Here is a 26084-nt window from a genome sequence, read left to right on the forward strand (position 1 = left end):
CAGTTCTGTTTACACAAAATGCAGCACGGCTACCGTGGGCGCCATGGACCAGATCCAGACGCTCGTCATCCTCGGCGCCTCGGGGGACCTGACCTCACGACTGTTGCTGCCCGGCATCGCGACCTACCTCACCGGGCAACCCGATCGCCGCGTGCAGGTGGTGGGTTCCTCGCACCGGGACTTCCCCGGCTGGGCCGACACCGTCGCACAGGCGTTCGCCGAGGCGTCCGGCCCCGCGGCCGAGCACGCCCGCTCGACGACGCGCTGGATCACGGCGGACGCCACGTCCGCCGACGACCTCGCCGCGCTCCTCGCCGACGTGGACGGACCAGCCTGCCTCTACTTCGCGCTTCCGCCGTCCGTCACCGTCAAGGCCGTCGAGGCGCTGACCACCATCGACGTCCCGGACGACCTGGCCCTCGCGCTGGAGAAGCCCGTCGGCACCGACCTCGCCTCGGCCCGCGAGGTGAACCGCCTCGCGGCGAAGGTGGTTCCCGAGGAGCGGACGTTCCGGGTCGACCACTTCCCCGGCATGCCGGGCGTCCTCAGCTTCGTCGGCCTGCGGTTCGCGAACCGGCTCCTCGCACCCCTGTGGAGCGCCGAGCACATCGAGAAGATCGAGATCACCTTCGACGAGACCCTCGGCCTCGAGGGACGCGCCGCCTTCTACGACAACACCGGCGCCCTCCGGGACATGTTCCAGAGCCACCTGCTGCAGGTGATGGCCCTGGTCATGATGGATCCCCCCAGCCGGCTCGACCACGTCGAGGTCCAGGCTGGCACCGCACACGTCCTGCGCAACACCAGCCTGTGGCAGGGCCACCCAGCGCAGGCGATCCGGGGGCGGTACACGGCCGGGCACGTCGGCGGCAAGGACCTGCCCGACTACGTCGCCGAAGAGGGCGTGGACGCGTCGAAGAACACCGAGACCTTCTTCCAGGTCACCCTCGAGGTCGACTCGTGGCGCTGGGCGGGCGTCCCGGTGACCTTGCGCTCCGGCAAGGCCATCGGCGACCCGCACCAGCAGATCCTCGTCACGTTCAAGCAGCCACCGCACACCTACGAGGGCCTGTCGCGCGACCTGCCCCCCAACACGGTCTGCATGGGCTTCGAGGACGAGCACCTCCAGTTCGGCCTCAACGTCGGTGGTCCCTTCGACAGCCGCGGGCGCTCGCGCGTCACGGTCGGCTCCGAGATGCCGGAGGCCGCGCTCACGGCCTACGGCTCGGTGATCCGCTGGATCCTCGAGGGCAATCCCACGTTCACCGTCCGGGGCGACGGCGTCGAGGAGGGCTGGCGGATCACCGAGGAGGTCCTGGACGCCTGGGCCGACCAGCCGCTGCACGACTACGCCGCGGGGTCGTCCGGACCGGTTTGACCGTCGGACGCAGCGCCTTCACGCAGGCTGTGCCTTGCGTTTCGCGACTTGCTGGTGGAACGTCGCTGGACGTCACAGAGGGACGCGAGATTTGATGGCCAAGAGGGTTCCACCAGCAAAACCTCACGAAGTCACCTCATGGGCAGCCCGACCGTGTCACTGCTCGGCCTGATCGTCCTGGCTGACGCCCGACAGCGCGTCCGCTGCACGGATCAGGCCGAGGTGGCTGAACGCCTGCGGGAAGTTGCCCGCCAGCCGGCGTGACTCGGGGTCGTACTCCTCGGCGAGCAGGCCGAGGTCGGTGGCGCACCCGACGAGCGTGTCCATCAGCGCGAACGCGTCGTCGCGGCGTCCGGACAACGCGTACTGCTCGACCAACCAGAACGAGCAGATCAGGAACGGGTACTCGTGGCCGGCCAGGCCGTCGGTCACCGCCTCGGTCCGGTAGCGGCGCAGCAGGCCGGACGGGCCCTGCAGGTCCCGCTCGATGGCGGCGACGGTGCCGAGCATCGCCGGGTGGTCGGGCGCGATGAACCCCGCGTGCGGCAGTTGCAGCAGGGAGGCGTCCACCTCGGTGCCGTCGTAGGTCTGGGTGAAGGTGTTGCGCTCGGCGTCGTACCCGCGTTCCCAGATCTCGGCGGCCAGCCGGTCGCGGTAGGCGCGCCACGTGTCGACGTCGCCGTCCAGCCCATGCACCTCGACCGCCTTGATGCCGAGGTCGAACGCCGCCCACATCATGGCCCGGCCGTGCGTGAAGAAGTGCAGGTCGCCGCGCATCTCCCAGATGCCGTGGTCGGGACGGTCGTAGTTCTCGATGCAGTACTGGATGAGGTTCCGCTGCATCCCCCAGCTGTAATGCGTCTCCGTCTGGCCCGCGGCGCGCAGCTTCGACAAGGCGATCATCACCTCGCCGGCGACGTCGGCCTGGTACTGGCCGGCCGCCCCGTTGCCGATGCGGACCGGGCGCGACCCCTCGTAGCCCGCGAGGTGGCCCAGTTCCATCTCGGGCAGCTCCTTCTCCCCACCCAGGCCGTACATGATCCGGATCTCGTTCGCCTCGCCGGCGATCGCCCGCAGCAGCCAGTTGCGCCACAGCCGCGCGCCGTCGAGGAAGTCGTGCGAGATCATCGCCTCGATCGTGAACGCTGCGTCGCGCAGCCAGGTGAAGCGGTAGTCCCAATTGCGCGATCCGCCGAACTCCTCGGGCAGGGACGCCGTGGGCGCGGCCACGATGCCCCCCGTCTCCGAGTGGGTCAGCCCGCGCAGCACCAGCAGCGACCGCATGACCAGGTCGCGGTACTGCGGCGGGCAGCCGGACGCCTCGGGCGCCAGGTGCGACGCCCAGTCCGACCAGTACTGCAGCGTGTCGGTGAGGGCACGCTCGGGTTCCACGGGCTCCGGGGCCTTGTGGTACGAGTGCGACCACGTCATCACCCAGTCGGCCTTCTCCCCCTCCTGCAGCGGGAAGCGGCCCACGAGGTGGTCGGCCGGCGCTCCGCTCGGGTGGCCGGCGTGCTCGTCCGTCTCGGCGGCGGGTTCGAGCAGGGGACCCGTCAGCTGGATCGCGTTGGGGCCCGCCACCGCGTAGAGGGCCCTCCCTCCGAACGAGTCGACCTGCCGGACCCACGGCGTCCGCTCGCCGTACTCGAAGCGGATGACGAGGTCGTGCTCGACCACGACGCTCCCCTCGATGCACTCCACGTGCCGGACGAGGTCGGCGTGGTCGCTGCTCGGCGGCAGGAAGTCCACGACCCGGGCCAGCCCGGTGTCACAACGCCACAGGGTCTCCAAGATGAAGGAGTTGTCGAGGTAGCGCCGCTCGAGGACCTCTCCGCCGGCGATGGAGAGCTTCCAGCGGCCATCGTCGGGAGTGCCGAGGATGGCGGTGAAGATCGCACCGGAGTCGAAGCGCGGGAAGCAGAGCCAGTCGATCGACCCCTCCCGCGAGACGAGTGGACCCGTGTGCAGGTCGGCGAGCAGGGCGTAGTCCTCGATGGGCGTGCTCATGCGTTCCATTGCTACCACCCCTGATCGGGCGTGGGAATGGGTTGTCCCTCGGGAATCCCCCGGGTTAGCGTGGAACGGTCGAGCGAGGAGGCTGCGATGGGAATCCCCAAGAACACGATCTGCCTGTGGTACGACAAGGACGCAGAGGCGGCGGCTGAGTTCTACGCCTCGGTGTTCCCCGACAGTCGCGTGGACGCCGTGCGCACCGCGCCCGGTGACTACCCGGACGGCCACCGGGGCGACGTCCTGACGGTCGAGTTCACGGTGTGCGGCATCCCGTGCGTCGGGTTGAACGGCGGTCCGCAGTTCCAGCACAGCGAGGCGTTCTCGTTCCAGATCCTGACCGAGGACCAGGCCGAGACCGACCGCTACTGGGACGCCATCGTCGGCAACGGCGGCCAGGAGAGCCAGTGCGGCTGGTGCAAGGACCGCTGGGGCGTCTCCTGGCAGATCACGCCGCGTGCGCTGTCGGAGGCGATGGCGTCCGACGAGCCCGGCGTGGCCGAACGCGCCTTCGCGGCGATGCTGCCGATGCAGAAGATCGACGTGGCGACCATCGAGAGGGCCGTCGCGGGCGGGTAGGAGGGGCGGTGACCCGCCGGTACCGCCCCGGGGGACGTCAGCGCCCGTCGCGCTGCATCGTCGCCCAGGTCTTCTTCAGCACGAACCCCAGCCGTTCGTAGAGCCGCGTCGCGCCCGTGGGGCTGTCGGAGTCGACGTCCAACTCGACGACGTCGTACTCCCCCGTCGCGGCGGCCAACGCCATCGTGCGGGCCAGCGCCGCGGCGGCCAGGCCGCGACCCCGGGCGTCCGGCACGGTGCCGACGAGGTTCACGTACAGCTGCCGGGGGACCCACTGGGCGGCCAGCACGTACGCGAGCACGCGGTCGGGGTCGGCCGGGTCGACGGCCAACGACGACAGATCCAGGCGATTGGAGCGCGCGGTCCACGTGTCGTGCCACCGTTCGGGCGCGGACGGCGCCGAGCCCCAATGGTCCGCGAACGCCGCGTTGTGCGCGGTGCGGGTCGCCTCCTCATGCTCGGGACCGGGCGACACGAGCGGCACGTCGGCGTCCGCGGGGGGAAGCTCGCCCGACAAGGGCCGTCCCAGCAGGTTGAAGTACCGGACCACGTCATAACCCCGGTGGAGGAACAGGCCGCGGGCCGACGCCCCTTCCAGTCCGCCGTTGCCGCGCCAGACCGCCGACTGCCCGGGGTGCCGCTCGCTGGCGAGTTCCGCAGCGCGCGCCTCCATGCGATCCATGAGCTCGCGTCCGATGCCGCGCCCGCGGTGCTCCGGGTGGACGCCCCCGTCCAGGTGGCAGCGCACCCTGCCCTCGTGGTCCAGGGTCAGGCCCACCCGGAGCTGCCCGAAGGCCACCAACGTCCCGCCGTCCCAGACGGCCCAGGAGTCGCGCTCGGGGTCGAAGCCGTGCTCGGTGAGTTCCTCGGCGAGGTCCTCGGCGGAGTAGAACTCCTCGGTCCCGTCGACCTCGGCGAGCAGGTTCGTCAGGCTCGTCCAGTGGTCGACGGTGTCGGTGGTCAGGTGCGTCCAAGTGAGGGTGTCGTGGGTCACGGCTCCCATCGTGCCTCAGTGTGTGGCGATCAGGCGCTTCAGGGCGTCCACGTCGTGGGGCAGCGCCAGCACGCGACGCGGCAGGTCCTCGATGCCGGCGAACCGCTCAGGACGCGGTACGTCGTGGCCGAGCGCCTCGACGATCGTCGCGGAGAACTTCACCGGCAGTGCGGTCTCCAGGACGATCACCGGCCGGGCCAGCGACTCGCGCTCCAGCAACTCGCGCGCCACCTTCAGTCCATCCGCGGTGTGGGGATCGACCACGTAGCCATGGCCTCCGGCCTCGGCGGCGATCGTCGCGACCCGGTCGGCGTGCGTGCTCGACCCGGCCACGAACCCGAACCGCTCCCTCAGCCCCCGGAACTCCTCGGTGTCGGTGAGCACGAACGACCCCGTGGTCGGCACCTCCTGCCCGAACAGCCGGCGGGTCTCGTCGGCGTCCCGGCCCAGCAGGTCGAAGATGAACCGCTCGAAATTCGACGCCTTCGAGATGTCCATGCTCGGCGAGGACGTCTCGTGCGTCTCGGCGGTCCCCCGCACGCGGTAGACGCCGGTGTCGAAGAACTCCGCCAGTACGTCGTTCTCGTTCGTGGCGAGGACGAGCGTATCGATCGGCAGACCCATCTCGCGAGCGATGTGGCCCGCGCAGATGTTCCCGAAGTTGCCGGACGGGACCGCGAAGGTGACCCGCCGGTCGTCCGCCGTGGTCGCCTGCAGGTACAGCGCCACGTAGTAGACCACCTGCGCGACGAGCCGGGCCCAGTTGATCGAGTTGACCGCCCCGATCGCGTGCTCGGCCTTGAAAGCCAGGTCGGCGTTGACCTCCTTGACGAGGTCCTGACAGTCGTCGAAGACACCGTCGAGGGCGATGTTCACGATGGCCGGATCGTCGATGCTGAACATCTGCGCCTGCTGGAAGGGGCTCATCCGCCCGGCAGGGGTCAGCATGAACACACGGACGCGATCCTTGCCGAGCATCGCGTACTCGGCCGCAGAGCCGGTGTCACCCGACGTCGCGCCGAGGATGGTCAGGGTCTGGTCGCGGCGCTCCAGCTCGTACTCGAACAGCTCGCCCAGCAACTGCATCGCCATGTCCTTGAACGCGGCGGTCGGCCCGTGGCTCAGGTGTCCGAGCAGGACCCCGTCGCCCAGGTCGGTCAGCCCCACGATCGCGTCGGTGCCGAACTTCTCTGCGGTGTAGGCGCGCTCGCAGATGCCGCGCAGGTCGTCGCTGGGGATGTCGTCGACGTACAGGCCCAGCACGGCGGCGGCCAGGGCGGCGTAGCCCTCCTCGGCGAGCAGGGTCCGCCACGACGCCAGCACGTCGGCGTCCACCCTCGGGTAGGACTCCGGAAGGTACAGCCCGCCGTCCGGGGCGAGGCCCTCGAGCAGGATGTCGCAGAACGGGAGGCCGGGGCGTCCGCTGCTGTCACGGGTCGAGACGTACTTCACCCGCGACAGCCTATCCGCACCGACCGGTCACCCCCGATCGCTGTGCGCATCGAGGAACGCGTAGATCTCGGTCTCGTCCACGCCCGGGAACGCGCCGGGCGGCAGCGCGGCCAGCAGGTGCGTGTGCGCGCGGGCGGACGGCCAGGCGCGACCGGCCCAAGCGTCCATGAGGTGCTTGTCCGGCACCTTGCAGCAGGTCGGCGCCGGGCAGGTCGACTTGTGCCGGTTCCTCGTCTCCCGTCCTCGGAACCACTTCGCCGCGTTGAATGGACCCCCGACCGTGATGGCGAACAGCCCGTTCGCCTCCCCCTGGATGTGCGCGGTGCACCAGAACGTGCCCGCGGGGGTGTCGGTGTACTGCCGGTAGGCGCTGAAGGTGTCGACCTGCTCGAACACCTGCCGGGACGTCCAGTAGCGGCAGGCCACCTGGCCCTCGATCGCGCCCGTGTGGTCCGACGGGAACGGGACGCCGTCGTTCTCGTAGGCCTTGTAGTACGTGCCGGACTGGTGGACCTTCGAGAAGTGCACCGGCAGGCCCAGGTGTTGGGAGGCCAGGTTCGTGAACCGGTGCGCCGCACCCTCGTACGAAACGCCGTACGCGTCGCGGAGGTCCTCGATCGAGAGGTCCTTGGCCTGCTTGGCGCGCTGCAGCATCTCGACGGTCTGGCGCTCGGGCATGCTCAACGCCCCCGCGAAGTAGTTGGTCTCCACGCGCTGGCGCAGGAACTCCCCGAACGATTGGGGCCGCTCATGCCCCAGCACCTGGTGGCCGAGCGCCTGCAACAGAACCGCGCGGGGGTTGTGGTCGGGGCGGCTCGACCGGGGCAGGTAGATGCGCCGGTTCACCAGGTCGGTCACCGACCGGGTGGACGACGGCAGGTCGGACACGTGCGCCATCGAGAAGCCGAGGTGGTCGGTGATGGCGCCGATCATCCGCTCCGACAGGGGCCCGCCCGTGTAGCCGACCCGCCGCAGCAGGTCGGCGGCCGCCGCCTCGATCTCGGGGAAGTAGTTGCCGCGGTCCCGCATCTCGCGGCGCAGTTCGGTGTTGGCGCGGCGGGCCTCCTCGGGGGTGGCCGCCCGCTCCTCGGCCTGGCGGCGCAACTCGCGGTGCAGGGCGACCATCGCCTCGAGCACCTCGGTCGGCGTCCGCGGCGAGATGCGGATCGACGGCAAACCGGCCGCCTGGGCCAACGGCGACCGCATGGCCGCCTCCAACTCCACCTCGAGCTGGGTGCGGTGGCTCGGGGTGCCGGTGGTCAGGTCGTCCAGCGTGGTGCCGTACAGCGCCGCCAACCGCTGCAGGACGCCCACGCGCGCCTCGCGCTTGCCGTTCTCGATCATCGACAGCTGGGAGGGGGCGACCTCCGCCTGCTCGGCGACCTGCGCCAGGGTGAGCCCGCGTTGCTTGCGGAGGGCGTGGAGGCGGCGTCCGAGCCCGAAAGAGTCGAGGAACGACTCCTGTTCCGGCGCCGGTGCCGGTGCGTGCCATGGGGTATTCGTCACAAGTTCACAATAGTGAAATTCTTCACATCTTTCCAGAGATTGGCGGGTGAAGAAGGGTTGCAGAGGCCGCAACATGGTGTCAGGCCACAACGGACCCCTCAGTGCAGAGGAGCACACCATGACCGAGAACACCCAGAACACCCAGAACCCCGTCACCGCCGACTCCCTCGAGTTCGACTGGATGACCAACCCCCGCTGGAAGAACGTCCGCCGCGACTACAGCGGCGCGGACGTCGTTCGCCTCCGCGGCACCGTCCAGGAGGAGTTCACCCTCGCCAAGCGCGGTGCCGAGATCCTGTGGGACGAGGTCACCCGCGGCAACGGCCACTACGTCAACTCGCTGGGCGCCCTCACCGGCAACATGGCCGTGCAGCAGGTCAAGGCCGGCCTCCGCGCCATCTACCTCTCCGGCTGGCAGGTCGCCGGTGACGCCAACCTGTCGGGCCAGACCTACCCCGACCAGAGCCTCTACCCCGCCAACTCGGTGCCCGCGGTCGTCCGCCGCATCAACAACGCGCTCATGCGCGCCGACCAGATCGAGCACCTCGAGGGCATCTCGACGGTCGACAACTGGCTCGTCCCGATCGTTGCGGACGCCGAGGCCGGCTTCGGCGGCCCGCTCAACGCCTACGAGCTCATGAAGGGCATGATCCAGGCCGGTGCGGCGGGCGTGCACTGGGAGGACCAGCTCGCCTCCGAGAAGAAGTGCGGCCACCTCGGTGGCAAGGTGCTCGTCCCCACCAAGCAGCACGAGCGCACCCTGAACGCCGCCCGCCTCGCCGCGGACGTCTCCGGCGTCCCGTCGGTCATCATCGCCCGCACGGACGCCGAGGCCGCCACGCTGATCACGTCGGACGTGGACGAGCGCGACCAGGAGTTCCTGACCGGTGAGCGCACCTCCGAGGGCTTCTACAAGGTCCGCAACGGCATCGAGCCCTCGATCGCCCGCGCCCATGCCTACGCCGAGTACGCCGACCTCATCTGGATGGAGACCGGCACCCCCGACCTCGAGCTGGCCCGCCAGTTCGCCGAGGCGGTCAAGGACAAGCACCCCGACCAGCTCCTCGCGTACAACTGCTCGCCGTCGTTCAACTGGAAGAAGCACCTCGACGACGCCACCATCGCCAAGTTCCAGCGCGAGCTCGGTGCCATGGGGTACACGTTCCAGTTCATCACCCTGGCCGGGTTCCACGCCCTCAACCACTCGATGTTCGACCTGGCCCACGGCTACGCCCGCGAAGGCATGTCGGCCTACGTGAAGCTGCAGGAGGAGGAGTTCGCCTCCGAGGCCCGCGGCTACACCGCCACCAAGCACCAGCGCGAGGTCGGCACCGGCTACTTCGACGCCGTCGCCACCATCGTCAACCCCGAGAGCTCCACCACCGCGATGGCGGGCTCCACCGAGTCCGGCCAGTTCCACTGACGGACTCCGCGTGACAAGGACACAACCATGAACCAGAGCATGAGCAGCCTGGCCGAGCAGACCTCGAGCTTCGGCCCGCAACCCACCAACCCGCGCTTCACCAAGAAGGCGCCGACCGTCGCGCCCGGCGAGGACCGCATCCTCACGGCGGCGGCCATCGACTTCATCGTCCAGCTCAACGACCTCGCGACCAAGCGCCGCGACGAGCTGATCGAGGCCCGCCACGCCCGTCGCGACGCGATCGCGCGTGGTGAAGACCCCCGGTTCCTGCCCGAGACCGCCCACATCCGGGCGGACGACACGTGGGTGGGCGCGCCGCTCGCCCCCGGCCTGGAGGACCGCCGCGTCGAGATCACCGGCCCGACCGAGCGCAAGATGACCATCAACGCGCTCAACTCCGGTGCCGCGACCTGGCTGGCCGACCTCGAGGACGCCAACCAGCCGGCCTGGGAGAACATGATCGGCGGCCAGCTGAACCTCTACGACGCGATCCGCGGCAAGATCTCCTTCACCTCGCCCGAGGGCAAGGAGTACACGGTCACCGCCGAGCAGACCCCGACCATCATCGTCCGCCCCCGCGGCTGGCACTACGACGAGAAGCACCTCCTCGTCGACGGCAAGCCCATGGTGGCCGGCGTCGTGGACTTCGGCCTGTACTTCTTCCACAACGCCCGTGCGCTCCTGCGCCGGGGCCGGGGGCCGTACTTCTACCTGCCGAAGACCGAGTCTCACCTGGAGGCCCGTCTCTGGAACGACCTCTTCATCCGGGCCCAGGACCTCCTGGGGATCCCGCGCGGCACGATCCGTGCGACCGTCCTCATCGAGACCATCACGGCCGCCTTCGAGATGGAGGAGATCCTCTACGAGCTGCGGCAGCACAGCTCCGGCCTCAACGCCGGTCGCTGGGACTACCTGTTCAGCATCATCAAGAACTACCGCGACCGGGGCGCCGAGTTCGTCCTCCCCGACCGCGCGCAGGTCACGATGGAGGCGCCGTTCATGCGGTCCTACACCGACCAGCTCGTGCGCGCCTGCCACCGCCGCGGTGTCAGCGCGATGGGCGGCATGGCGGCGTTCATCCCGAACCGCCGCAAGCCGGAGGTCACCGAGGCCGCGCTGGCCAAGGTCAGGGCCGACAAGCAGCGCGAGGCGAACGACGGCTTCGACGGCTCCTGGGTCGCGCACCCCGACCTGGTGCCCGTCTGCCGTGAGGTCTTCGACGCCACGCTCGGGGACAAGCCCAACCAGATCGACAAGCGCCGCTTCGACGTCATCCCGGACGACCGGGCGCTGATCGACCTGCGGATTCCGGGCTCGACGATCACGGACGCCGGCGTCCGCACGAACATCGACGTCGGCATCCGCTACATCGAGTCGTGGCTGCGGGGCAACGGGGCCGCGGCGATCCACGACCTCATGGAGGACGCCGCCACCGCCGAGATCTCGCGCTCGCAGATCTGGCAGTGGCGCAACGCCGGGGTCACCACCGAGGAGGGCCACCAGGTCACCACCGAGTGGCTGGGCCAGGTCTTCGACGAGGTCTTCGAGTCGTTGGAGCGGTTCGAAGGCGACCGGTTCGACGACGCCCGGGGCCTCTTCCAGGAGGTCGCCCTGGCCGACGAGTACCCGGAGTTCCTCACGCTCCCCGCGTACGAGCGTTTCGTCGCCTGACCCCACCCGCCGAGGGCTCGGGTTCAGAGCGCCGAGGGCTCGGGTTCAGTCCGCCGAGGGCTCGGGTTCAGTCCGCCGAGGGCTCGGGTTCAGTCCGCCGAGGGCCTGCCATCTTTGAGATGGCAGGCCCTCGGCCTTGCGGCGAGCCCTCGACGGTCGGAAGCCGAGCCCTCGGCAATGGGAAGCCGAGCCCTCGGCAGTGGGAACCCGAGCCCTCGGCGGTTCAGGCGGGCGGTGGTGCCACCAACGGCCAAGGATGGTCGGCCTCCAACCGCGCCGCCAACGCGAGCAGGACGCCGTCCTGGTCGAGGCGTCCGGTGAGCATGACACCGATCGGCAGCTCCACGCCGTCCACCTCGGTGCGCACCAAGGGCAGGCTGATGCTGGGCCGTCCGGTCAGGTTGGCGACGGACGTCCAGGGCGTGTGGTCGATCTGCGCGGCGAAGTCGGCGGCCGGATCGTTGTCGTCGCGGAGAGCACCCACCAGCGCGGGCGGTTGCGCCAGCGTCGGCGTCACCACGACATCGAATCCGGCCCAGTTCTCGGACGTCTCGTGGCCCAACTGCTGGATCGCCGCGAGCGCCAGGGCGTACTCGACCCCGGTGACGCGACGGCCGCGGGCACGCAGCCACGACGTCATGGGCGTGAGCAGGTCCTCCCCCTCGGGCTGCAGCGGGATCGATGCCGCCCCGGTCGTCCACACCGCGTCGAACGCGGCCCACCGCTCGGCCGGGAACGGGACCGGCGCCTCCACCACCTCGTGCCCCAGGTCGGCCAACCAGCCGGCGACGCGGCGCGCGGCGTCCTCGCACGCCGGGTGCACGACCGCGGTGTCGCTGATCACCGGCCTGGTCAGGACGCCGACGCGCAGCCGTCCGGGATCGGCGGCCGCCAGACGGGCGACACCCCAACCCGGCGCCAACACGTCGAGGCCGAGCACCGTGTCGGCGACCGTCCGACTGATGACACCATCGCTCACCAGACCGGGGCCGGGTGCCCGGCTGGGCAGCGCCGGCACCCACCCGCGGGACGGCTTGTGCCCGACGACACCGCAGGATGCCGCCGGGATCCGAATGCTGCCCCCACCATCGGACGCGTGCGCGAGCGGGACGATGCCCGCCGCCACCGCCGCAGCCGCCCCACCCGAGGAACCGCCGGCACCCCGACGGGTGTCCCACGGGGTCAGGGCCGGTGGGCGATCGGCCGGTTCGGTGTAGGCCGGGAACCCGAACTCCGGCGCCGTCGTCAGGCCGATCGCCACCGAGCCGGCATCGAAGAGACGCTGGGCCACCACGTCGGTTCGCACCCCCACGGTGCCCCGCAGCGCCGCCGAGCCGCCTTCGGCGGGCAGGCCCTCGACCTCGACCAACTCCTTGATGGGCACCGGGACGCCGGCCAAGGGACCGGCGTAGTCCCCCCTGCCGACGGAGGCGTCCACCGCCGCGGCCTGCGCCAGGGCGCGCTCGGGGGTGAGGGCGGCGAAGGCGCCGTACCGCGGACCGAGCTCCTCAGCGGCGCTCAGGGCGAGGCGTGCGACCTCGACAGCGCTCCACTCCCCCGCCCGGACGCGCTGCGCGATCTCGACGGCGGAGGCGTGGGCAGGGAGCGTCATGTCCCTACGCTAGCTGCTCAGCTCGAGCGGGACACCAGCTGGTCGCAGAGAGCCGACAGCGCATCGCGAGCGGCACCCTCGGGGACATCCGCGAGGTGGCCGCGGGCGACCTCGGCACGGCGGAGGACCTCTTCTCGTGCCTCGCGCAGCACCGGATGAGCGCGGAGCGCCTCCAACGCTTCGGTGACCTCGTCCTCGTCCGTGAGGGGGCGCGAGGTCAGGTCGAGGAGCCGCTCGTCGCCCGGCCCGGCGGACTGCCGCAGCATGAGCACGGGCAGCGTGGCCACGCCCTCCCGGAGGTCGGTGCCGGGTGTCTTTCCGGACGTGTCGGACGCGATGTCGATCAGGTCGTCCGACAACTGGAAGACGACGCCGAGCTCCTCGCCGTACCGCGCCAGGGCGTCCAGGACGTCCTGCGGCGCACCACACACCATGCCGCCGAAGACCGTGGAGGCCGCGATCAGCGAACCGGTCTTGTCCGCGATGACGTCGAGGTAGTGGGCGAGGTGGTCGGCGTCCGGCTCGGGACCGCGGGTCTCGGCGATCTGGCCCTGGACGAGGCGGGCGAACGTCTCGGCCTGCAGCAGCACGTAGTCGGTGCCCATGGTCGCGACGGTCGAGGAGGCGCGGGCGAACAGGAAGTCACCGACCATGATCGCGACGGTGTTGTCCCAGCGGCTGTTCGCCGAGGGGACGCCGCGGCGCACGTCGGCCTCATCCATGACGTCGTCGTGGTAGAGGCTCGCCACGTGGGTGAGTTCCATCACGACGGCGGCGCGATCGATCATCGACGGGTCGGCGCCCGGGTAGAGCTGCGACGCCAGCGCGACCAGGAGCGGGCGGAACCGCTTCCCGCCGGCGGACAGCAGGTGCTGGGCCGCGTCCGTGGTGAACGCGGTCTGGGCGACCGCGGTGGCGGCCAGGCGCGCTTCCACGGCATCGAGGCGCTCGCGGACGAGCGCCTCGAACGCCGGGTCAACGGCGGGCTGTTGAATGGATGTCACCGAAGGAAGCCACCCGCGAAGGTCGCCAGCTGCATCACCTGGTCGGGGACCACACCGAGCCACAGGGTGGCGACGGCGCCGATGACGATCGGGATCCAGGTCCACGCGCTGGCATTGCCGACGAAGACGCCCTTGGCGGGCGCGCCGGCGAACATGACGACCACCAGCCGCAGGTAGAAGTACACGGCGAGGAGGCTGGCCAGGACGGCCACGACCACGAGCCAGCCGTACCCGCCGCGCCAGGCCGCCGTGAACACGGCCCACTTGCCGATGAAGCCACCGGTCAGCGGGATGCCCGCGAAGCTCAGCATGAACAGCGACATCAGGCCGGCCACCCACGGGCTCTTCCGGGCCAGGCCGGACCATCCCGCGATGGAGTTCTCCTCGCCGGCCGCGTTGCGCACCAGGGTGACGATGGCGAAGGCACCGATCGTCCCGAAGCCGTACGCGGTGAGGTAGAACATCACGGCCGAGGCGGACGTCGCCTGACCGGCCGGGACGACCTGCGTGGCACCGACGATGGCGGTCAGCACGAAGCCGGCGTGGGCGATCGAGGAGTAGGCGAGGAGGCGCTTGACGTCGGACTGGGTGAGGGCACCGATGATGCCCACCGCCATCGTCAGGACGGCCAGCACGGCGAGGATGGGCTGCCAGTTCCAGCGCTCCCCGTCGAGGGCGACATACAGGACGCGCGTGAGGGCGCCGACGGCGGCGAGCTTGGTGCAGATCGCCATGAACCCGGTGACGGGGGTCGGTGCGCCCATGTAGACGTCCGGCGTCCAGCTGTGGAACGGCACGACGCCGACCTTGAACAACAGGCCGATGCCCACGAAGGCGAGGCCGATGTACATCAGCCCGTTGCCGGTGAGCGAGTTGCCGCCCACCGCCTCGTGGATGGCACGGAGGTCGAACGACCCGCTGTAGATGTACAGCATGGCGATGCCGAACAGGAAGAAGCCGGAGCTGAACGCGCCCAGCAGGAAGTACTTCAACGCGGCCTCCTGGCTCAGCAGGCGGCGACGGCGCGCCATGCCCGAGAGCAGGTAGAGGGGCAGCGAGAAGACCTCGAGGGCGACGAACATGACGATCAGGTCGGCACTGGCCAGGAAGACCATCATGCCGCCGACGGCGAAGAGTCCGAGCGGGAAGACCTCGGTGTGCTCACGACGGGCGGCCGACGCGTCGGCCTCCTCGACGGAACCCGGCACCGAGGCGGCGGACGCCGCGAAGGCGCTCGCTCCCCCGTTCAGCTGGCGCTCGGAGAACACCATGAACGCGAGCGCTCCGAACACGAGCAGCGCGGCCCACATGAAGTAGGTCGGCCCGTCGAGCATGATCGATCCCATGGCCAGGCGGCCCTGACGCCCCGCGCGCCAGTTGATGACCAGGAACCCCAGCGAAAGGACGACCGAGGCGAACACCAGCGTCATCTGGGCCAGGAACCGGTACGCCCGGGGGAGGACGGCGTCCAGCAGGATGCCGATGCTCGCGGCGGCGAGGACCAGCAGGACCGGGGCCAGGGCCCTCCACTCGAGCGTGGGGGCCGCCATCTCCAGGGCCGGCAGGAGGACGGACGACATCACTTGGCTCCCTTCACGACCGGGGCCGGGTCGGTGGTGCCGACGTAGGCCAGGGTCGCCTGTGCGGTGGGCTCAACCAGCTGGACGGCGGGCTGGGGGACGAAACCGAGGAATACCAGAACCCCGATGATCGGCACCATGATCGCCTTCTCCAGTCCGGTGAGGTCGCGGCCCGTGAACTGGGCCGCGGTCTGGTCGGAGATGGGTCCCGTCATCGTCTTCTGGTACATCCGCAGGATGTACACGGCAGCGAGGACGACGCCCAGGAGCGCGACCGCGGTGACGACCGGGTAGCGGCTCCACGTGCCGGCGATGACCATGAACTCGCTGACGAACGGGGCCAGACCGGGCAGCGACAGGGTCGCCAAGCCGGAGACCAGCAGGACCCCCGCCACGACGGGCGCGACCTTCTGGACGCCGCCGTACGCGGCGATCTCGTAGCTACCGGTGCGCTTGGCCAGGTACCCGACGACCAGGAACATGCCCGCGGTCGAGAAGCCGTGATTCAGCATGTAGAAGATCGAGCCGGTCATCGACGTGGTGGTGAAGGCGTAGATGCCCAGCACCATGAAGCCGAAGTGGCTGACCGAGGTGTACGCCACCAGCCGCATGAGGTTGCGGCTGCCGATGGCACCCAGGGCGCCCCAGATGATCGAGACCACGGCGAACCACACCATGAAGGGGGTGATCCAGAGGGACGCCTCGGGGAACAGGCCCAGACAGAGCCGGATCATGCCGAAGGTGCCGATCTTGTCGAGCACGCCGACCAGCAGGGTCGCGGTGCCCGGCGTGGAGTTCTCGGCGGCGTCCGGCAGCCACGTGTGCAGCGGCACCATCGGGGCCTTCACGACGAAGGCGATCAGGAAGCCCAGCATCAGCCACCGGCCGAGGTCACCGTCGAAGCGGACGGCGGCCAGGTCGGGGATCAGGTAGGACGGCACGCCCTGCGAGGCACCCACGACGTAGACGCCGACGACCGAGGCCAGCATGATGAGGCCACCGGCCAGGCTGAAGAGCAGGAACTTGACGGCGGCGTAGGAGCGGCGCTCCCCACCGAACCCGACGATCAGGAAGTACGTCGGGATCAGGGTCGCCTCGAAGAAGATGTAGAAGAGCAGGACGTCGTTCGCCAGGAAGACGAACATCGCCAGGCCCTCGAGCATCAGGACGAGCGCGAAGAACGCCTGGGCGCTCCACCGATTCGCCGGGGGCTCCCACTCGGCCAGCAGCACCACCGGCGTCAGGACGGCGGTCATCAGGACCATCGCGATGCCCATGCCGTCCGCGTCGAGCGCCCACCAGGCCCCGAAGGCGCGGATCCAGGGAACCTGGACCGCCAGGTCGGTGCCGCCGGCGTGCAGCACGGCCACGCCGACGGCGACGGCCAGCGTCGCCACGGAGACGCTGATGCCGAGGACGCGCGCCGCTCCCTTGCCCATGGGCAGCAGGAGTAGGACGCCGCCGACCAACGGCAGCAGGCCGAGGAAGGTCAACCAGGGGAATGTCATGTCAACTCCTCCCTCAACCGAGCTGGTTGAGGATCAGAACGGCACCCACGAGCAGGACGCCGACCACCATGGTGAGGGCGTAGCTGCGGGCGTACCCGGTTTGCAGGCGGCGGACCTGCGTGGACAGCCCGGCGAAAGCGCGCCCGGTCGAGTCCGCGGCTCCGTCGATGCCCTTCGAGTCCGTCGTGTCGATGGCGCCCGACAGGGCGATGGTCGGGCTCACGAACAGGGCGTCGTTCACCTGGTCGCCGAACAGGACGTTGCGGCCGGCGATCGTGATGGGGTTCGCCGTGGCCGGCGCGGTGACCGGGATGGACGACCGACCGAACACGAGCCAGGCCACGACGACGCCGAGAGCCACCACGATCATCGTCATCCAGCCGACCGCGGTCGGGATGAGGCTGAGCTCGTGGGGGTGGTTGCCCACGGCGGGCTCGAGCCAGGTCTGGATCCAGAAGTTCATGACGATGCCGATGCCGACCGAGAAGATCGCGAGGACGATGAGCGGGATCGTCATCACCTTCGGGGATTCGTGCGGGTGCACACCCTCCTGCCAACGCTTCTCGCCGAAGAACGTCATGAGCATCAGGCGCGTCATGTAGAAGGCCGTGATACCGGCGCCGACCAGGGCGCAGATGCCGATGAAGGTGTTGTGCTCGAAGGCCGCCTCGATGATGTGGTCCTTCGAGAAGTAGCCCGAGAGGAACGGGAACCCGATGATGGCGAGGTAGCCCATCGCGAACGTCCAGAACGTGACCTTCATCGCCTTGGCGAGCCCGCCGTAGTGGCGCATGTTCACGTCGTCGTTCATGCCGTGCATGACGGACCCGGCACCCAGGAACATGTTGGCCTTGAAGAAGCCGTGCGTGAGCAGGTGGAAGATCGCGAAGGCGTACCCGGCCGGGCCGATGCCCGCGGCGAGCAGCATGTAGCCGATCTGCGACATCGTGGAGCCGGCGAGGACCTTCTTGATGTCGTCCTGGCTCGTACCGATCCAGGCGCCCGCGAGCAACGTCACCGTGGCGACGATGACGACCGCCATCTGCGCGGTCGGGGACGCCTCGAAGAGCGCGTGGCTGCGGACCACGAGGTAGACGCCCGCGGTCACCATCGTGGCGGCGTGGATGAGGGCCGAGACCGGGGTCGGGCCCTCCATGGCGTCCAGGAGCCAGGCCTGCAGCGGCACCTGAGCGGACTTGCCGCAGGCGCCCAGGAGCAGGAACAGGCCGATCAGCGTCGCCCACAGCGGCTCGGTGCCGGCGGCGGCGGCGTTCACCTCGGTGAACTTGGAGCTGCCGAACATCGCCAGCATCGTGGAGATGCCCATCAGCATGCCGAGGTCACCCACGCGGTTCATGACGAACGCCTTGGTCGCGGCGGCGGCGGCGGTGGGCCGGTGCTGCCAGAACCCGATCAGCAGGTACGACGCCAGACCGACGCCCTCCCAGCCGATGAACAGGATCAGGTAGTTGTCGGCCAGCACCAGCAGGAGCATGGCGGCGATGAACAGGTTCAGGTAGGCGAAGAACCGGCGGCGCCGCGGGTCGTGGCTCATGTAGCCGATCGAGTACACGTGGATGAGGCCACCCACACCGGTGATCAGCAGGGCGAAGAGGATCGACAGCTGGTCGACCAGCAGGCCGACCTGGAAGTCCCACTCCCCGACCGAGAACCAGGTGTAGAGGTGGGACGACACCGCACGCTCGGTGGCCGGCGACAGGAGTTGCTGGCCGAACAGGCAGGCGGCGATCGCGAACGACCAGAACACCGCGGCGGTGGCCAGCAGGTGGCCCCAGGCGTCCGTCAGCTTGCCGCCGAGCAGGAGAAGGGCCGCCACGATCGCCGGCACGGCGATCATCGTCCACGCCCACGTGAACATCCCGGTCGCTGCGACCGGTTCGGCGATGGTTTCGAGAAGGATCACGTCGCCCACCTCAGAGCTTCAGCAGGTTGGCGTCGTCGACCGAGGTCGAGCGGCGCGTCTTGTAGATCGAAACGATGATGGCCAGGCCCACCACGACCTCCGCCGCGGCGACCACCATCACGAAGAACGCGGTGGTCTGCCCGTCGAGTGTTCCGGTGATGTGGGCCCCCGCCACGAACGCGAGGTTGCAGGCGTTCAGCATCAACTCGACGCAGAGGAACGCGATCAACGCATTGCGCCTGAGCATGACGCCGACGGCGCCGATCGCGAACAACAGGGCAGCCAGAATGAGGTAGTTCTCGGGATTCATCATGGCTCAGTCCTCCTCGTCCTCGTCGCGGATCTCCTTGACGGAGGTGAACGTGTTGCTCGTGACCTGCGTCAGCGGGGTCGGGTCGATGAGGGCGCCGCGCACGGCGAGCGTCTCGCTGAGTGACTTCTCGGCGACCGTGCCGTCCGGCAGCAGGGCGCCGACGCCGATCGAGTTGCTGCCCGCGTAGACGCCCGAGTTCGGCCGCGACCCGGGGTGTTCGCCCAAGGTCTTGTAGGCGTGCATGCGGTCGGCCGCGACCTCGGCCTGGCCCTTACGCGGGCGCAGGCGCTCGGGGTGCGCGAGGAGCATGGCACCGACGGCCGCGACGATCAGCAGGGCGGCCGCGAGCTCGAAGACGAACACGTAGCGACCGAAGAGCAGGTTCGCCAGGCCCTCGACGTTGCCGCCGAACTCGGCGTTGGCCGCGGTGACCGTGGCGGGCTCGGAGTGCAGCGCACCACCGATGCCGAAGAACAGCATCGCGACGACACCGATGCCGGCCAGCACGGCCAGGGGGCGCTGACCCTTGATGGTCTCGACCGCCGAGTCGGGGGTCACGATGCCGACCATCATCAGGACGAACAGGAACATCATCAGCACGGCGCCGGTGTAGACGATGATCTGCACCATCGCGAGGAACGGCGCATCGAGCGACGCGTAGAGGACGGCGAGTCCGACCATGGTGACGGCCACCGACAGCGCCGCGTAGACGGCACGACGGCTCAGCACGAGCCCGAGGGCACCGAGGACGGTCAGCGGGGCCACCACCCAGAAGGTCACCTCCGCTCCGGTGACGAGTGGAAGTAGCACGGTGTTCACGAAGCGACCTCCTCGGTCTCGACGGGACCGGTCCGCGTGTCCGGGACACCCGTTGCGGGCAGGCCGAGGAAGTAGTCCTTCTCGTCGTTGCCGAGGCGGCGGGGGTGCGGAGGCTCCTCCATGCCCGGCAGCAGCGGGGCGAGGAGTCGGTCCTTGGTGTAAATCATCTTCTCGCGCGACGTGTCGGAGAGCTTGAAGTCATTGGTCATCGTCAGCGCGCGCGTCGGGCACGCCTCGATGCACATCCCACAGAGGATGCAGCGCAGGTAGTTGATCTGGTAAACCGCGCCGTACCGCTCACCCGGCGAGTACCGGGCGTCCTCGGTGTTGTCCGCGCCCTCGACGTAGATGGCGTCGGCCGGGCACGCCCAGGCGCACAACTCGCAGCCCACGCACTTCTCCAGGCCGTCGGGCCAGCGGTTCAGCTGGTGACGACCGTGGAAGCGGGGAGCCGTGATCTTCTCCTGCCCCTTCTCGGGGTACCCCTGCGTGAAGGTCTTCCGGAACATCGTCCGGAACGTGACGCCGAAACCGGCCCAGGCATCCAAGAGCCCCATGGTTACGCGTCCTTCCTGTCGTCTTCGGACGCCGCGGGTGCGGCCTGGTCGGTGTCGGTGCTGGTGCCGGCGATCACGTCGGCGAACTCCGGCAGGGTCTGGCCCGGCAGCGGCGGGACGGGGTACCCGCCCGCGAAGGCGTCGAAGGAGACCGGCACGAGGGACGGCTCCTCCTGCTTCTCCTCGCCACCGCCCAGGAACAGGACGGCGAGGAGGGCGAGGACGACCACTCCGATCAGGATCCACAGCAGCGGACCCTGGAGGAGGCCGTGGTTGGTCAGCCCGCGCAGCAGCGCGATGACCATGACCCAGCCCAGCGAGATCGGGATCAGCCACTTCCAGCCCAGGTTCATGAACTGGTCGTACCGGAAGCGCGGAAGCGAGGCGCGGACCCAGACGAAGAAGAAGATGAAGGCCTGGACCTTGATGACGAACCAGAGGAGGCCCCACCAGCCGGTGTCCGGGATCAGGAAGCCGAGCGGCCAGATGGCCTTGTAGCCACCGAGGAACAGCGTGGTGACGATCGCCGAGAGGGTCGTCATGTTGATGTACTCGGTGAGGTAGAAGATCGCGTAACGGAACCCGGTGTACTCGGTGATGTGGCCCGAGACCAGCTCGGACTCGCACTCGGGGAGGTCGAACGGGACGCGGTTGGACTCACCCAGCATCGAGATCACGTAGATGGCGAAGGAGGGCAGGAGCAGCAGCCAGTACCACTGCTGCAAGCCGACGGGGTTCGCGCCGAACATCGGCAGCCCCTGCGCCTCGACGATCGTCCCGGTCGACATCGAGCCGGCGTAGAGGAACACGGCCACGTAGCTCAGGCCCATCGAGATCTCGTAGGAGATCATCTGGGCACTGGCGCGCATCGAGCCGAGCAGCGAGTAGGGCGACTGCGAGGAGTAGCCCGCGAGCACGAAGCCGTACACGGCGGTGGAGGCCGCCGCCAGCAGGACCAGGGCGGAGACCGGCAGGTCCGCGACCTGCAGTCGGGTGTGGACGCCGAACATCTCGACCTCGCCAGCCAGCGGGATCACCGACCAGGCCGTGAAGGCGGACACGCCAGCGATCAGCGGGGCGAGGCCGTACAGCACCTTGTCCACCATGCCGGGTGCGAAGTCCTCCTTGAGGAGGAACTTCAGGCCGTCACCCAACGTCTGGCCGAGGCCGAGCGGACCGTTCATGATCGGGCCCTTGCGCTGCTGCATCTTGCCCAGCACACGGCGCTCGAACCACACGTTGACGATCTGCCAGGTCAGGACCAGCAGGACGATGCCCACGGCCTTGATCAACACGATCCACCACGGATCGTTCATGACGAAGGGTTCAGGGGTCATGCCGCACCTCCGGTGACAGTGACGAACTCGCCCGCGGCGACGCGGAGCTCACCGAGCCCCTGGCCACCACGGTTGCCCGGGATCCAGACGACCCCGTCGACCATGGAATCCTCGACGAACAGCGTGAGGTCGGTGGAACCACCGGCGCTCGCCACCCGCACGGTGTCGCCCTCGCCCAGGCCGAGGTTGGACGCCGTGCTCGGGCTGACGCGGGCGACGACCGGCTTGGCCGTGGCCAGCAGGGAGGTCGCGCCGGCGTTCGAGGCGGAACCGTCGATGAGCTCACGCCACGACGCGAGCACCAGGCCCTCGCCTTGCGACGCGAGCGGGAGGTCCTCGTGCGGGGCGCCCGTGCGAGCGCCCTCCCACGTCCCCAGCTCGGTGAGCTCGGCCTTGGCGCTCTTGGCGGACCGGATCCCGAGGTCCGCACCCAGCGCGTCCGCCAGCATGGCGAGCACGCGGAGGTCGGTCATCGGGTTGGCGGCCTGCCGGTTCACGCGGTTGACGCGGCCCTCACGGTGCTCCCAGTTGAGGAACGTGCCCGACTGGTCCTCGATCAGGTCGACCGGGAGGACCACGTTGGCGCGCTCGGTGACCTCGCTCAGGCGCGTCTCCAGGCTGACCAGGAAGCCGACCTGCTCCAGCGCCTCGCGGGCGATGACGGCGTCCGGCAGGTCGGTGGGCTGGACGCCCGCGACCACCAGCGCCTTCAGGTCACCGGTCCTCGCCGCGTGCAGCATGGCGCCGGTGTCGAGACCGGGCTCCGTCGGCAGGGAGTGGACGCCCCACACCGACTGCACGTCGACGCGAGCCGCGGCGTCCGCCACGGAACGGCCGCCGGGCAGCAGGTTCGGCATGCAGCCCGCCTCGATGGCGCCACGGTCACCGGCGCGGCGGGGCACCCACGCGAAGCGGGCGCCCGTGCGGGCGGCGAGGTTGACGACCGACGTCAGGGTTCCGAGCGCCCCGGCGGCGCGCTCGCCGACCAGGATGATCGTGTCGGCGTCCGCGTCGAGCTTGGAGACCACCTCGGCCTCGGTGCCCGGCACGGTCGGGACGAGGTGCGCACCCAGCTTCGCGGCGCCGTTCGAGACGAACGGGGCCACCGTGACGACCTTCAGGCCCTTCTTGCGGACGGCCTTGCGGAGGCGCAGGAAGACGATCGGGCTCTCCTCCTCGGCCTCGAACGCCACGCAGATGACCTGCTTGGCCCGCTCGAGGTCGGCGTAGGTGACGCCCTCCCCCAGACGCTTGCCGGCGACCGCGTGGGCGAGGAAGTCGCCCTCCTCGATCGTGTGCTGGCGGGTCCGGAAGTCGATGTTGTTCGTGCCGAGCACGGCGCGGGCGAACTTGGCGTAACCGTAGGAGTTCTCCAGCGTGAGGCGTCCGCCGGTGATGACACCGACGTCGGTGCCGGCGGCCTTCAGGCCCGCCACGGCCAGGTCGATGGCCTCGGGCCAGGACGCCGGGCGCAGGGTGTTGCCCTCACGGACGAGCGGACCGCGCAGGCGGTCGTCGCCACGGCCGGAACGGAAGGCGAACCGACCGCGGTCGCAGTTCCACTCCTCGTTGACCTCGGGGGCGTTCCCGGCGAGGCGACGCTTCACCTGGAAGTGACGGTGGTCGGAGCGGAGCTGGCAACCGGCCGCACAGATCTCACAGGTGACCGGGGTCGACACGAGGTCGAACGGACGGGCCTGGAAGCGGTAGTCTGCGCTGGTCAGCGCGCCGACCGGGCAGATCTGGACGACATTGCCGGAGAAGTAGCTGTCGTAGGGCTCGCTCTCGTACTGGCCCACCTGCTGGAGCGCGCCGCGCTCGACCAGGGCGATGAACGGATCGCCGGAGATCTGCTCGGAGAACCGGGTGCAGCGCGCGCACAGGACGCAGCGCTCGCGGTCGAGCAGGATCTGGGCCGAGACCGCCACCGGCTTGGGGTAGGTCCGCTTCGGGTACTGGTAGCGCGACTCCGAGTACCCGTGGCTCATGGACTGGTTCTGCAGGGGGCACTCGCCGCCCTTGTCGCAGATCGGGCAGTCCAACGGGTGGTTGATCAGCAGGAATTCCAGCATGCCCTTCTGCGCCTTGTCGGCGACCGGCGAGCTGACCTGCGTCTTGATCTGCATGTTCGGGGCGACCTCGAGCGTGCAGGACGCCTGGGGCTTGGGCATGCCGCGCCCGTTGCCCATGTCGGGGACCTCGACCATGCACTGGCGGCAGGCGCCCATGGGCTCCAGCAGCGGGTGGTCGCAGAACCGCGGAATGTTGATGCCGATCATCTCGGCCGCGCGGATGGCGAGGGTGCCCTTCGGCACCTGCACCTCGGTGCCGTCGATGAAGACCGAGATCAGGTCCGACTTCTCGACGGCGCCGGCCTTGGCGTCGACGCTCATGCGTGCTCTCCTGCCTGCTTGACCGGGAACAGGGCGCTCTTCCCGTACGGGAACAGCTCCCACGCCGGCGTGTGGTAGCCGGCCTCGAACTCGGAACGGAACTCCTTCACGGCCGACGTGACGCACGCGACCGCACCATCGGCGAGGGCGCAGAACGAGCGGCCCCCGATGTTCTCGGCCACGTCCAACATCTTCTCGATGTCGCCCTCCTGGGCCTGCCCCGCCTCGAACTGGCGCAGCATCTGCACCAGCCACCAGTTGCCCTCACGGCAGGGGGTGCACTTGCCGCAGGACTCGTGCTTGTAGAACTCGATCCAGCGCAGCGTCGTCCGGACCACCGAGGTGGTCTCGTCGAAGATCTGCAGGGCGCGGGTGCCGAGCAGCGAGCCGGCAGCCGCGACCGAGTCGAAGTCGAGCGGCATGTCGAGCGCGTCCTTGGTGAGGATCTGTGTCGAGGACCCGCCCGGCGTGAAGAACTTCAGCTCGTGGCCGTTGCGCATCCCTCCGGCCAGCTCGATGAGCCGGCGCAGCGTGATGCCCATGGGGGCCTCGAACTGGCCCGGGTTCGCGACGTGGCCCGAGAGGGAGAAGATGCCGTGACCCTTGCTCTTCTCGGTGCCCATCGAGGCGAACCAGTCCGCACCCTTGGCGATGATGCCGGGGACCGACGCGATCGACTCCACGTTGTTGACGACGGTCGGGCTGGCGTACAGGCCGGCGACGGCCGGGAACGGCGGCCGCAGGCGGGGTTGCCCGCGGCGTCCCTCGAGCGAGTCGAGCAGGGCCGTCTCCTCGCCGCAGATGTAGGCGCCGGCGCCCGCGTGGACGACGATCTCGAGGTCGTAGCCCGTGCCGAGGATGTTCTTGCCGAGATAGCCGGCCGAGTACGCCTCGCGCACGGCCTGCTGCAGGCGGCGGATCACGTGGAGGACCTCGCCCCGCACGTAGATGAACGCGAAGTGGGAGCGGATGGCGTACGAGGAGATGGCGACACCCTCCACGAGCACGTGGGGGTTGGCCATCATCAGCGGGATGTCCTTGCAGGTGCCCGGCTCCGACTCGTCCGCGTTGACGACGAGGTACTTCGGGTTGGGGTTGTCCTGGGGGACGAAGCTCCACTTCATGCCCGTGGGGAACCCGGCGCCGCCGCGACCGCGGAGACCCGCGTTCTTGACCTCGCCGATCACCGCGTCCGGCTCCATCTGCAGGGCCTTCTTCAGACCCTTGTAGCCGCCTGTGCGCTCGTAGTTGGCGAGCTTCCACGCGCGGTCGTCGGCCCAGGTCGCCGAGAGGACCGGGGTGAGCGTGTCGGTCACTTCTGCTCCTCCTGAGTCGGCGGGGCCGCGTCGGGAGCGGACCAGCCGTGCTCCTTGGCGATGGACAGGCCGACCAACGAAGCGGGGCCCGCGGTGGGACCCTCGTCGGCGCGGCCGTCGGGGAAGCCGGCGAGCACGCGCTCGGCCTCCTTCCAGCTGGTCAGGGTGGCACCGCGGGTCGACTGGACGGGCTTGCCCGATGCCAGGTCGTCGAGCAGGCGGTCCGCCTTCTCCGGGTCCATGTTGTCCATGAACTCCCAGTTCACCATCATGACCGGCGCGAAGTCGCAGGCCGCGTTGCACTCGAGGCGCTCGAGGCTGAAGGTGCCGTCCGCCGTGGTCTCGCCCTCACCGATGCCGAGCTTGTCCGAGACGTGGTCGAGCAGCGCGTCGCCGCCCATGACCGCGCACAGGGCCGTCGTGCAGACGCCGACGTGGTGCTTGCCGGCCGGACGCCGCTTGTACATCGTGTAGAAGGTCGCCACACCGGAGACCTGCGCAGCGGTGATGCCCAGGATGTCGGCGCACGCCTCGATGCCGCGCGGGGAGACACGGCCGTCGACCGACTGCACGAGGTGCAGCATCGGCAGCAGGGCTGAGCGAGGCTGGGGGTAGCGACCCGCCAACTCGCGCAGCTCGGCGATCGTGTGGTCGTCGATGTTGCTGGACTGGTCGGTCATGTCCACCGAACCGGAGTCCGGGAACCAG

At 69.5% G+C, this 26084-nt stretch carries 20 protein-coding genes; 4 read left to right on the forward strand and 16 right to left on the reverse strand.

All coding sequences use genetic code 11. The annotated features are described in order from the left end of the window. The first annotated feature begins 43 nt into the window (after positions 1-43). Complete coding sequence (locus AC5YDV_RS02235) at positions 44-1378, forward strand: glucose-6-phosphate dehydrogenase (RefSeq protein WP_496182013.1); 1335 nt, start codon at positions 44-46, stop codon at positions 1376-1378. A 156-nt stretch (positions 1379-1534) separates the two neighbouring features. On the opposite strand, the gene AC5YDV_RS02240 is transcribed toward AC5YDV_RS02235, so the two are convergent. After that, entirely contained in the window at positions 1535-3385 is a 1851-nt protein-coding gene (locus AC5YDV_RS02240; protein ID WP_496182012.1) for a glycoside hydrolase family 15 protein, read from the reverse strand. Between the two features lie 96 nt (positions 3386-3481). On the opposite strand from AC5YDV_RS02240, the gene AC5YDV_RS02245 reads away from it, so the two are divergent. Then, the gene (locus tag AC5YDV_RS02245; RefSeq protein ID WP_496182011.1) at positions 3482-3967 is read left to right on the forward strand and encodes a VOC family protein; all 486 of its coding nucleotides are present in this window, start codon (positions 3482-3484) and stop codon (positions 3965-3967) included. A 37-nt stretch (positions 3968-4004) separates the two neighbouring features. On the opposite strand, the gene AC5YDV_RS02250 is transcribed toward AC5YDV_RS02245, so the two are convergent. Genes AC5YDV_RS02250 through AC5YDV_RS02260 form a run of 3 tightly spaced genes read right to left on the reverse strand, consistent with a single transcriptional unit; the run spans position 4005 to position 7919 of the window. Further along, positions 4005-4961, reverse strand: coding sequence for a GNAT family N-acetyltransferase (locus AC5YDV_RS02250; RefSeq protein WP_496182010.1), 957 nt, complete (start codon positions 4959-4961; stop codon positions 4005-4007). Between the two features lie 15 nt (positions 4962-4976). Continuing rightward, positions 4977-6413 (reverse strand): threonine synthase, encoded by a 1437-nt coding sequence (gene thrC / locus AC5YDV_RS02255; protein ID WP_496182009.1) that lies wholly within the window; start codon positions 6411-6413, stop codon positions 4977-4979. Positions 6414-6440: 27 nt separating this feature from the next. Beyond that, a complete protein-coding gene (locus AC5YDV_RS02260; protein WP_496192325.1) occupies positions 6441-7919 on the reverse strand; it encodes a helix-turn-helix domain-containing protein in 1479 nt (492 codons plus the stop codon). A 118-nt stretch (positions 7920-8037) separates the two neighbouring features. On the opposite strand from AC5YDV_RS02260, the gene aceA reads away from it, so the two are divergent. Both aceA and aceB read left to right on the forward strand, forming a co-directional pair. After that, positions 8038-9342, forward strand: a complete 1305-nt coding sequence (gene aceA, locus AC5YDV_RS02265; RefSeq protein ID WP_496182007.1) for an isocitrate lyase — start codon at positions 8038-8040, stop codon at positions 9340-9342. A gap of 27 nt (positions 9343-9369) precedes the next feature. Then, positions 9370-11013: a malate synthase A gene (gene aceB / locus AC5YDV_RS02270; protein WP_496182006.1), complete on the forward strand. Its 1644-nt coding sequence runs from the start codon at positions 9370-9372 to the stop codon at positions 11011-11013. Between the two features lie 223 nt (positions 11014-11236). Here aceB and AC5YDV_RS02275 read toward each other — a convergent pair whose 3' ends face one another. The 12 genes from AC5YDV_RS02275 to nuoE are packed head-to-tail and all read right to left on the reverse strand — an operon-like array spanning position 11237 to position 26056. Next, positions 11237-12625 carry an amidase gene (locus AC5YDV_RS02275; protein ID WP_496182005.1) on the reverse strand — a complete coding sequence of 463 codons (1389 nt, stop codon included), beginning with the start codon at positions 12623-12625 and terminating at the stop codon, positions 11237-11239. Between the two features lie 17 nt (positions 12626-12642). Then, entirely contained in the window at positions 12643-13620 is a 978-nt protein-coding gene (locus AC5YDV_RS02280) for a polyprenyl synthetase family protein (protein WP_496182068.1), read from the reverse strand. Between the two features lie 5 nt (positions 13621-13625). Further along, positions 13626-15209: an NADH-quinone oxidoreductase subunit NuoN gene (nuoN, locus tag AC5YDV_RS02285; protein ID WP_496182004.1), complete on the reverse strand. Its 1584-nt coding sequence runs from the start codon at positions 15207-15209 to the stop codon at positions 13626-13628. After that, positions 15209-16717, reverse strand: a complete 1509-nt coding sequence (locus AC5YDV_RS02290; RefSeq protein WP_496182003.1) for an NADH-quinone oxidoreductase subunit M — start codon at positions 16715-16717, stop codon at positions 15209-15211. Before AC5YDV_RS02290 ends, nuoN begins: the two co-directional genes overlap by 1 nt. 13 nt (positions 16718-16730) lie before the next feature. Further along, positions 16731-18596 carry an NADH-quinone oxidoreductase subunit L gene (gene nuoL, locus AC5YDV_RS02295; protein WP_496182067.1) on the reverse strand — a complete coding sequence of 622 codons (1866 nt, stop codon included), beginning with the start codon at positions 18594-18596 and terminating at the stop codon, positions 16731-16733. A gap of 55 nt (positions 18597-18651) precedes the next feature. After that, a complete protein-coding gene (gene nuoK, locus AC5YDV_RS02300) occupies positions 18652-18951 on the reverse strand; it encodes an NADH-quinone oxidoreductase subunit NuoK (protein ID WP_496182066.1) in 300 nt (99 codons plus the stop codon). 6 nt (positions 18952-18957) lie between these two features. Next, positions 18958-19773 carry an NADH-quinone oxidoreductase subunit J gene (locus AC5YDV_RS02305; protein ID WP_496182002.1) on the reverse strand — a complete coding sequence of 272 codons (816 nt, stop codon included), beginning with the start codon at positions 19771-19773 and terminating at the stop codon, positions 18958-18960. Beyond that, a complete protein-coding gene (gene nuoI / locus AC5YDV_RS02310) occupies positions 19770-20321 on the reverse strand; it encodes an NADH-quinone oxidoreductase subunit NuoI (protein ID WP_496182065.1) in 552 nt (183 codons plus the stop codon). The genes AC5YDV_RS02305 and nuoI overlap by 4 nt, the downstream gene beginning before the upstream one ends. 11 nt (positions 20322-20332) lie before the next feature. Beyond that, complete coding sequence (gene nuoH / locus AC5YDV_RS02315) at positions 20333-21667, reverse strand: NADH-quinone oxidoreductase subunit NuoH (protein ID WP_496182001.1); 1335 nt, start codon at positions 21665-21667, stop codon at positions 20333-20335. Beyond that, entirely contained in the window at positions 21664-24060 is a 2397-nt protein-coding gene (locus AC5YDV_RS02320) for an NADH-quinone oxidoreductase subunit G (RefSeq protein ID WP_496182000.1), read from the reverse strand. Before AC5YDV_RS02320 ends, nuoH begins: the two co-directional genes overlap by 4 nt. After that, positions 24057-25376, reverse strand: a complete 1320-nt coding sequence (gene nuoF, locus AC5YDV_RS02325) for an NADH-quinone oxidoreductase subunit NuoF (protein WP_496181999.1) — start codon at positions 25374-25376, stop codon at positions 24057-24059. Before nuoF ends, AC5YDV_RS02320 begins: the two co-directional genes overlap by 4 nt. Next, a complete protein-coding gene (nuoE, locus tag AC5YDV_RS02330; protein WP_496182064.1) occupies positions 25373-26056 on the reverse strand; it encodes an NADH-quinone oxidoreductase subunit NuoE in 684 nt (227 codons plus the stop codon). Before nuoE ends, nuoF begins: the two co-directional genes overlap by 4 nt. Positions 26057-26084: the final 28 nt, after the last annotated feature.

Source organism: Propioniciclava sp. LT432 (assembly GCF_059515965.1).

What these genes read in the sequence shown, in the direction of transcription:
- AC5YDV_RS02235 (WP_496182013.1), top strand. Translation starts at nt 44, where the DNA reads ATGGACCAGATCCAGACGCTCGTCATCCTCGGCGCCTCGGGGGACCTG.
- AC5YDV_RS02240 (WP_496182012.1), bottom strand. Translation starts at nt 3,385, where the DNA reads ATGAGCACGCCCATCGAGGACTACGCCCTGCTCGCCGACCTGCACACG.
- AC5YDV_RS02245 (WP_496182011.1), top strand. Translation starts at nt 3,482, where the DNA reads ATGGGAATCCCCAAGAACACGATCTGCCTGTGGTACGACAAGGACGCA.
- aceA (WP_496182007.1), top strand. Translation starts at nt 8,038, where the DNA reads ATGACCGAGAACACCCAGAACACCCAGAACCCCGTCACCGCCGACTCC.
- aceB (WP_496182006.1), top strand. Translation starts at nt 9,370, where the DNA reads ATGAACCAGAGCATGAGCAGCCTGGCCGAGCAGACCTCGAGCTTCGGC.
- AC5YDV_RS02275 (WP_496182005.1), bottom strand. Translation starts at nt 12,625, where the DNA reads ATGACGCTCCCTGCCCACGCCTCCGCCGTCGAGATCGCGCAGCGCGTC.
- nuoN (WP_496182004.1), bottom strand. Translation starts at nt 15,209, where the DNA reads ATGTCGTCCGTCCTCCTGCCGGCCCTGGAGATGGCGGCCCCCACGCTC.
- AC5YDV_RS02290 (WP_496182003.1), bottom strand. Translation starts at nt 16,717, where the DNA reads ATGACATTCCCCTGGTTGACCTTCCTCGGCCTGCTGCCGTTGGTCGGC.
- nuoL (WP_496182067.1), bottom strand. Translation starts at nt 18,596, where the DNA reads ATGTTCACGTGGGCGTGGACGATGATCGCCGTGCCGGCGATCGTGGCG.
- nuoK (WP_496182066.1), bottom strand. Translation starts at nt 18,951, where the DNA reads ATGAATCCCGAGAACTACCTCATTCTGGCTGCCCTGTTGTTCGCGATC.
- nuoH (WP_496182001.1), bottom strand. Translation starts at nt 21,667, where the DNA reads ATGACCCCTGAACCCTTCGTCATGAACGATCCGTGGTGGATCGTGTTG.
- AC5YDV_RS02320 (WP_496182000.1), bottom strand. Translation starts at nt 24,060, where the DNA reads ATGAGCGTCGACGCCAAGGCCGGCGCCGTCGAGAAGTCGGACCTGATC.
- nuoE (WP_496182064.1), bottom strand. Translation starts at nt 26,056, where the DNA reads ATGACCGACCAGTCCAGCAACATCGACGACCACACGATCGCCGAGCTG.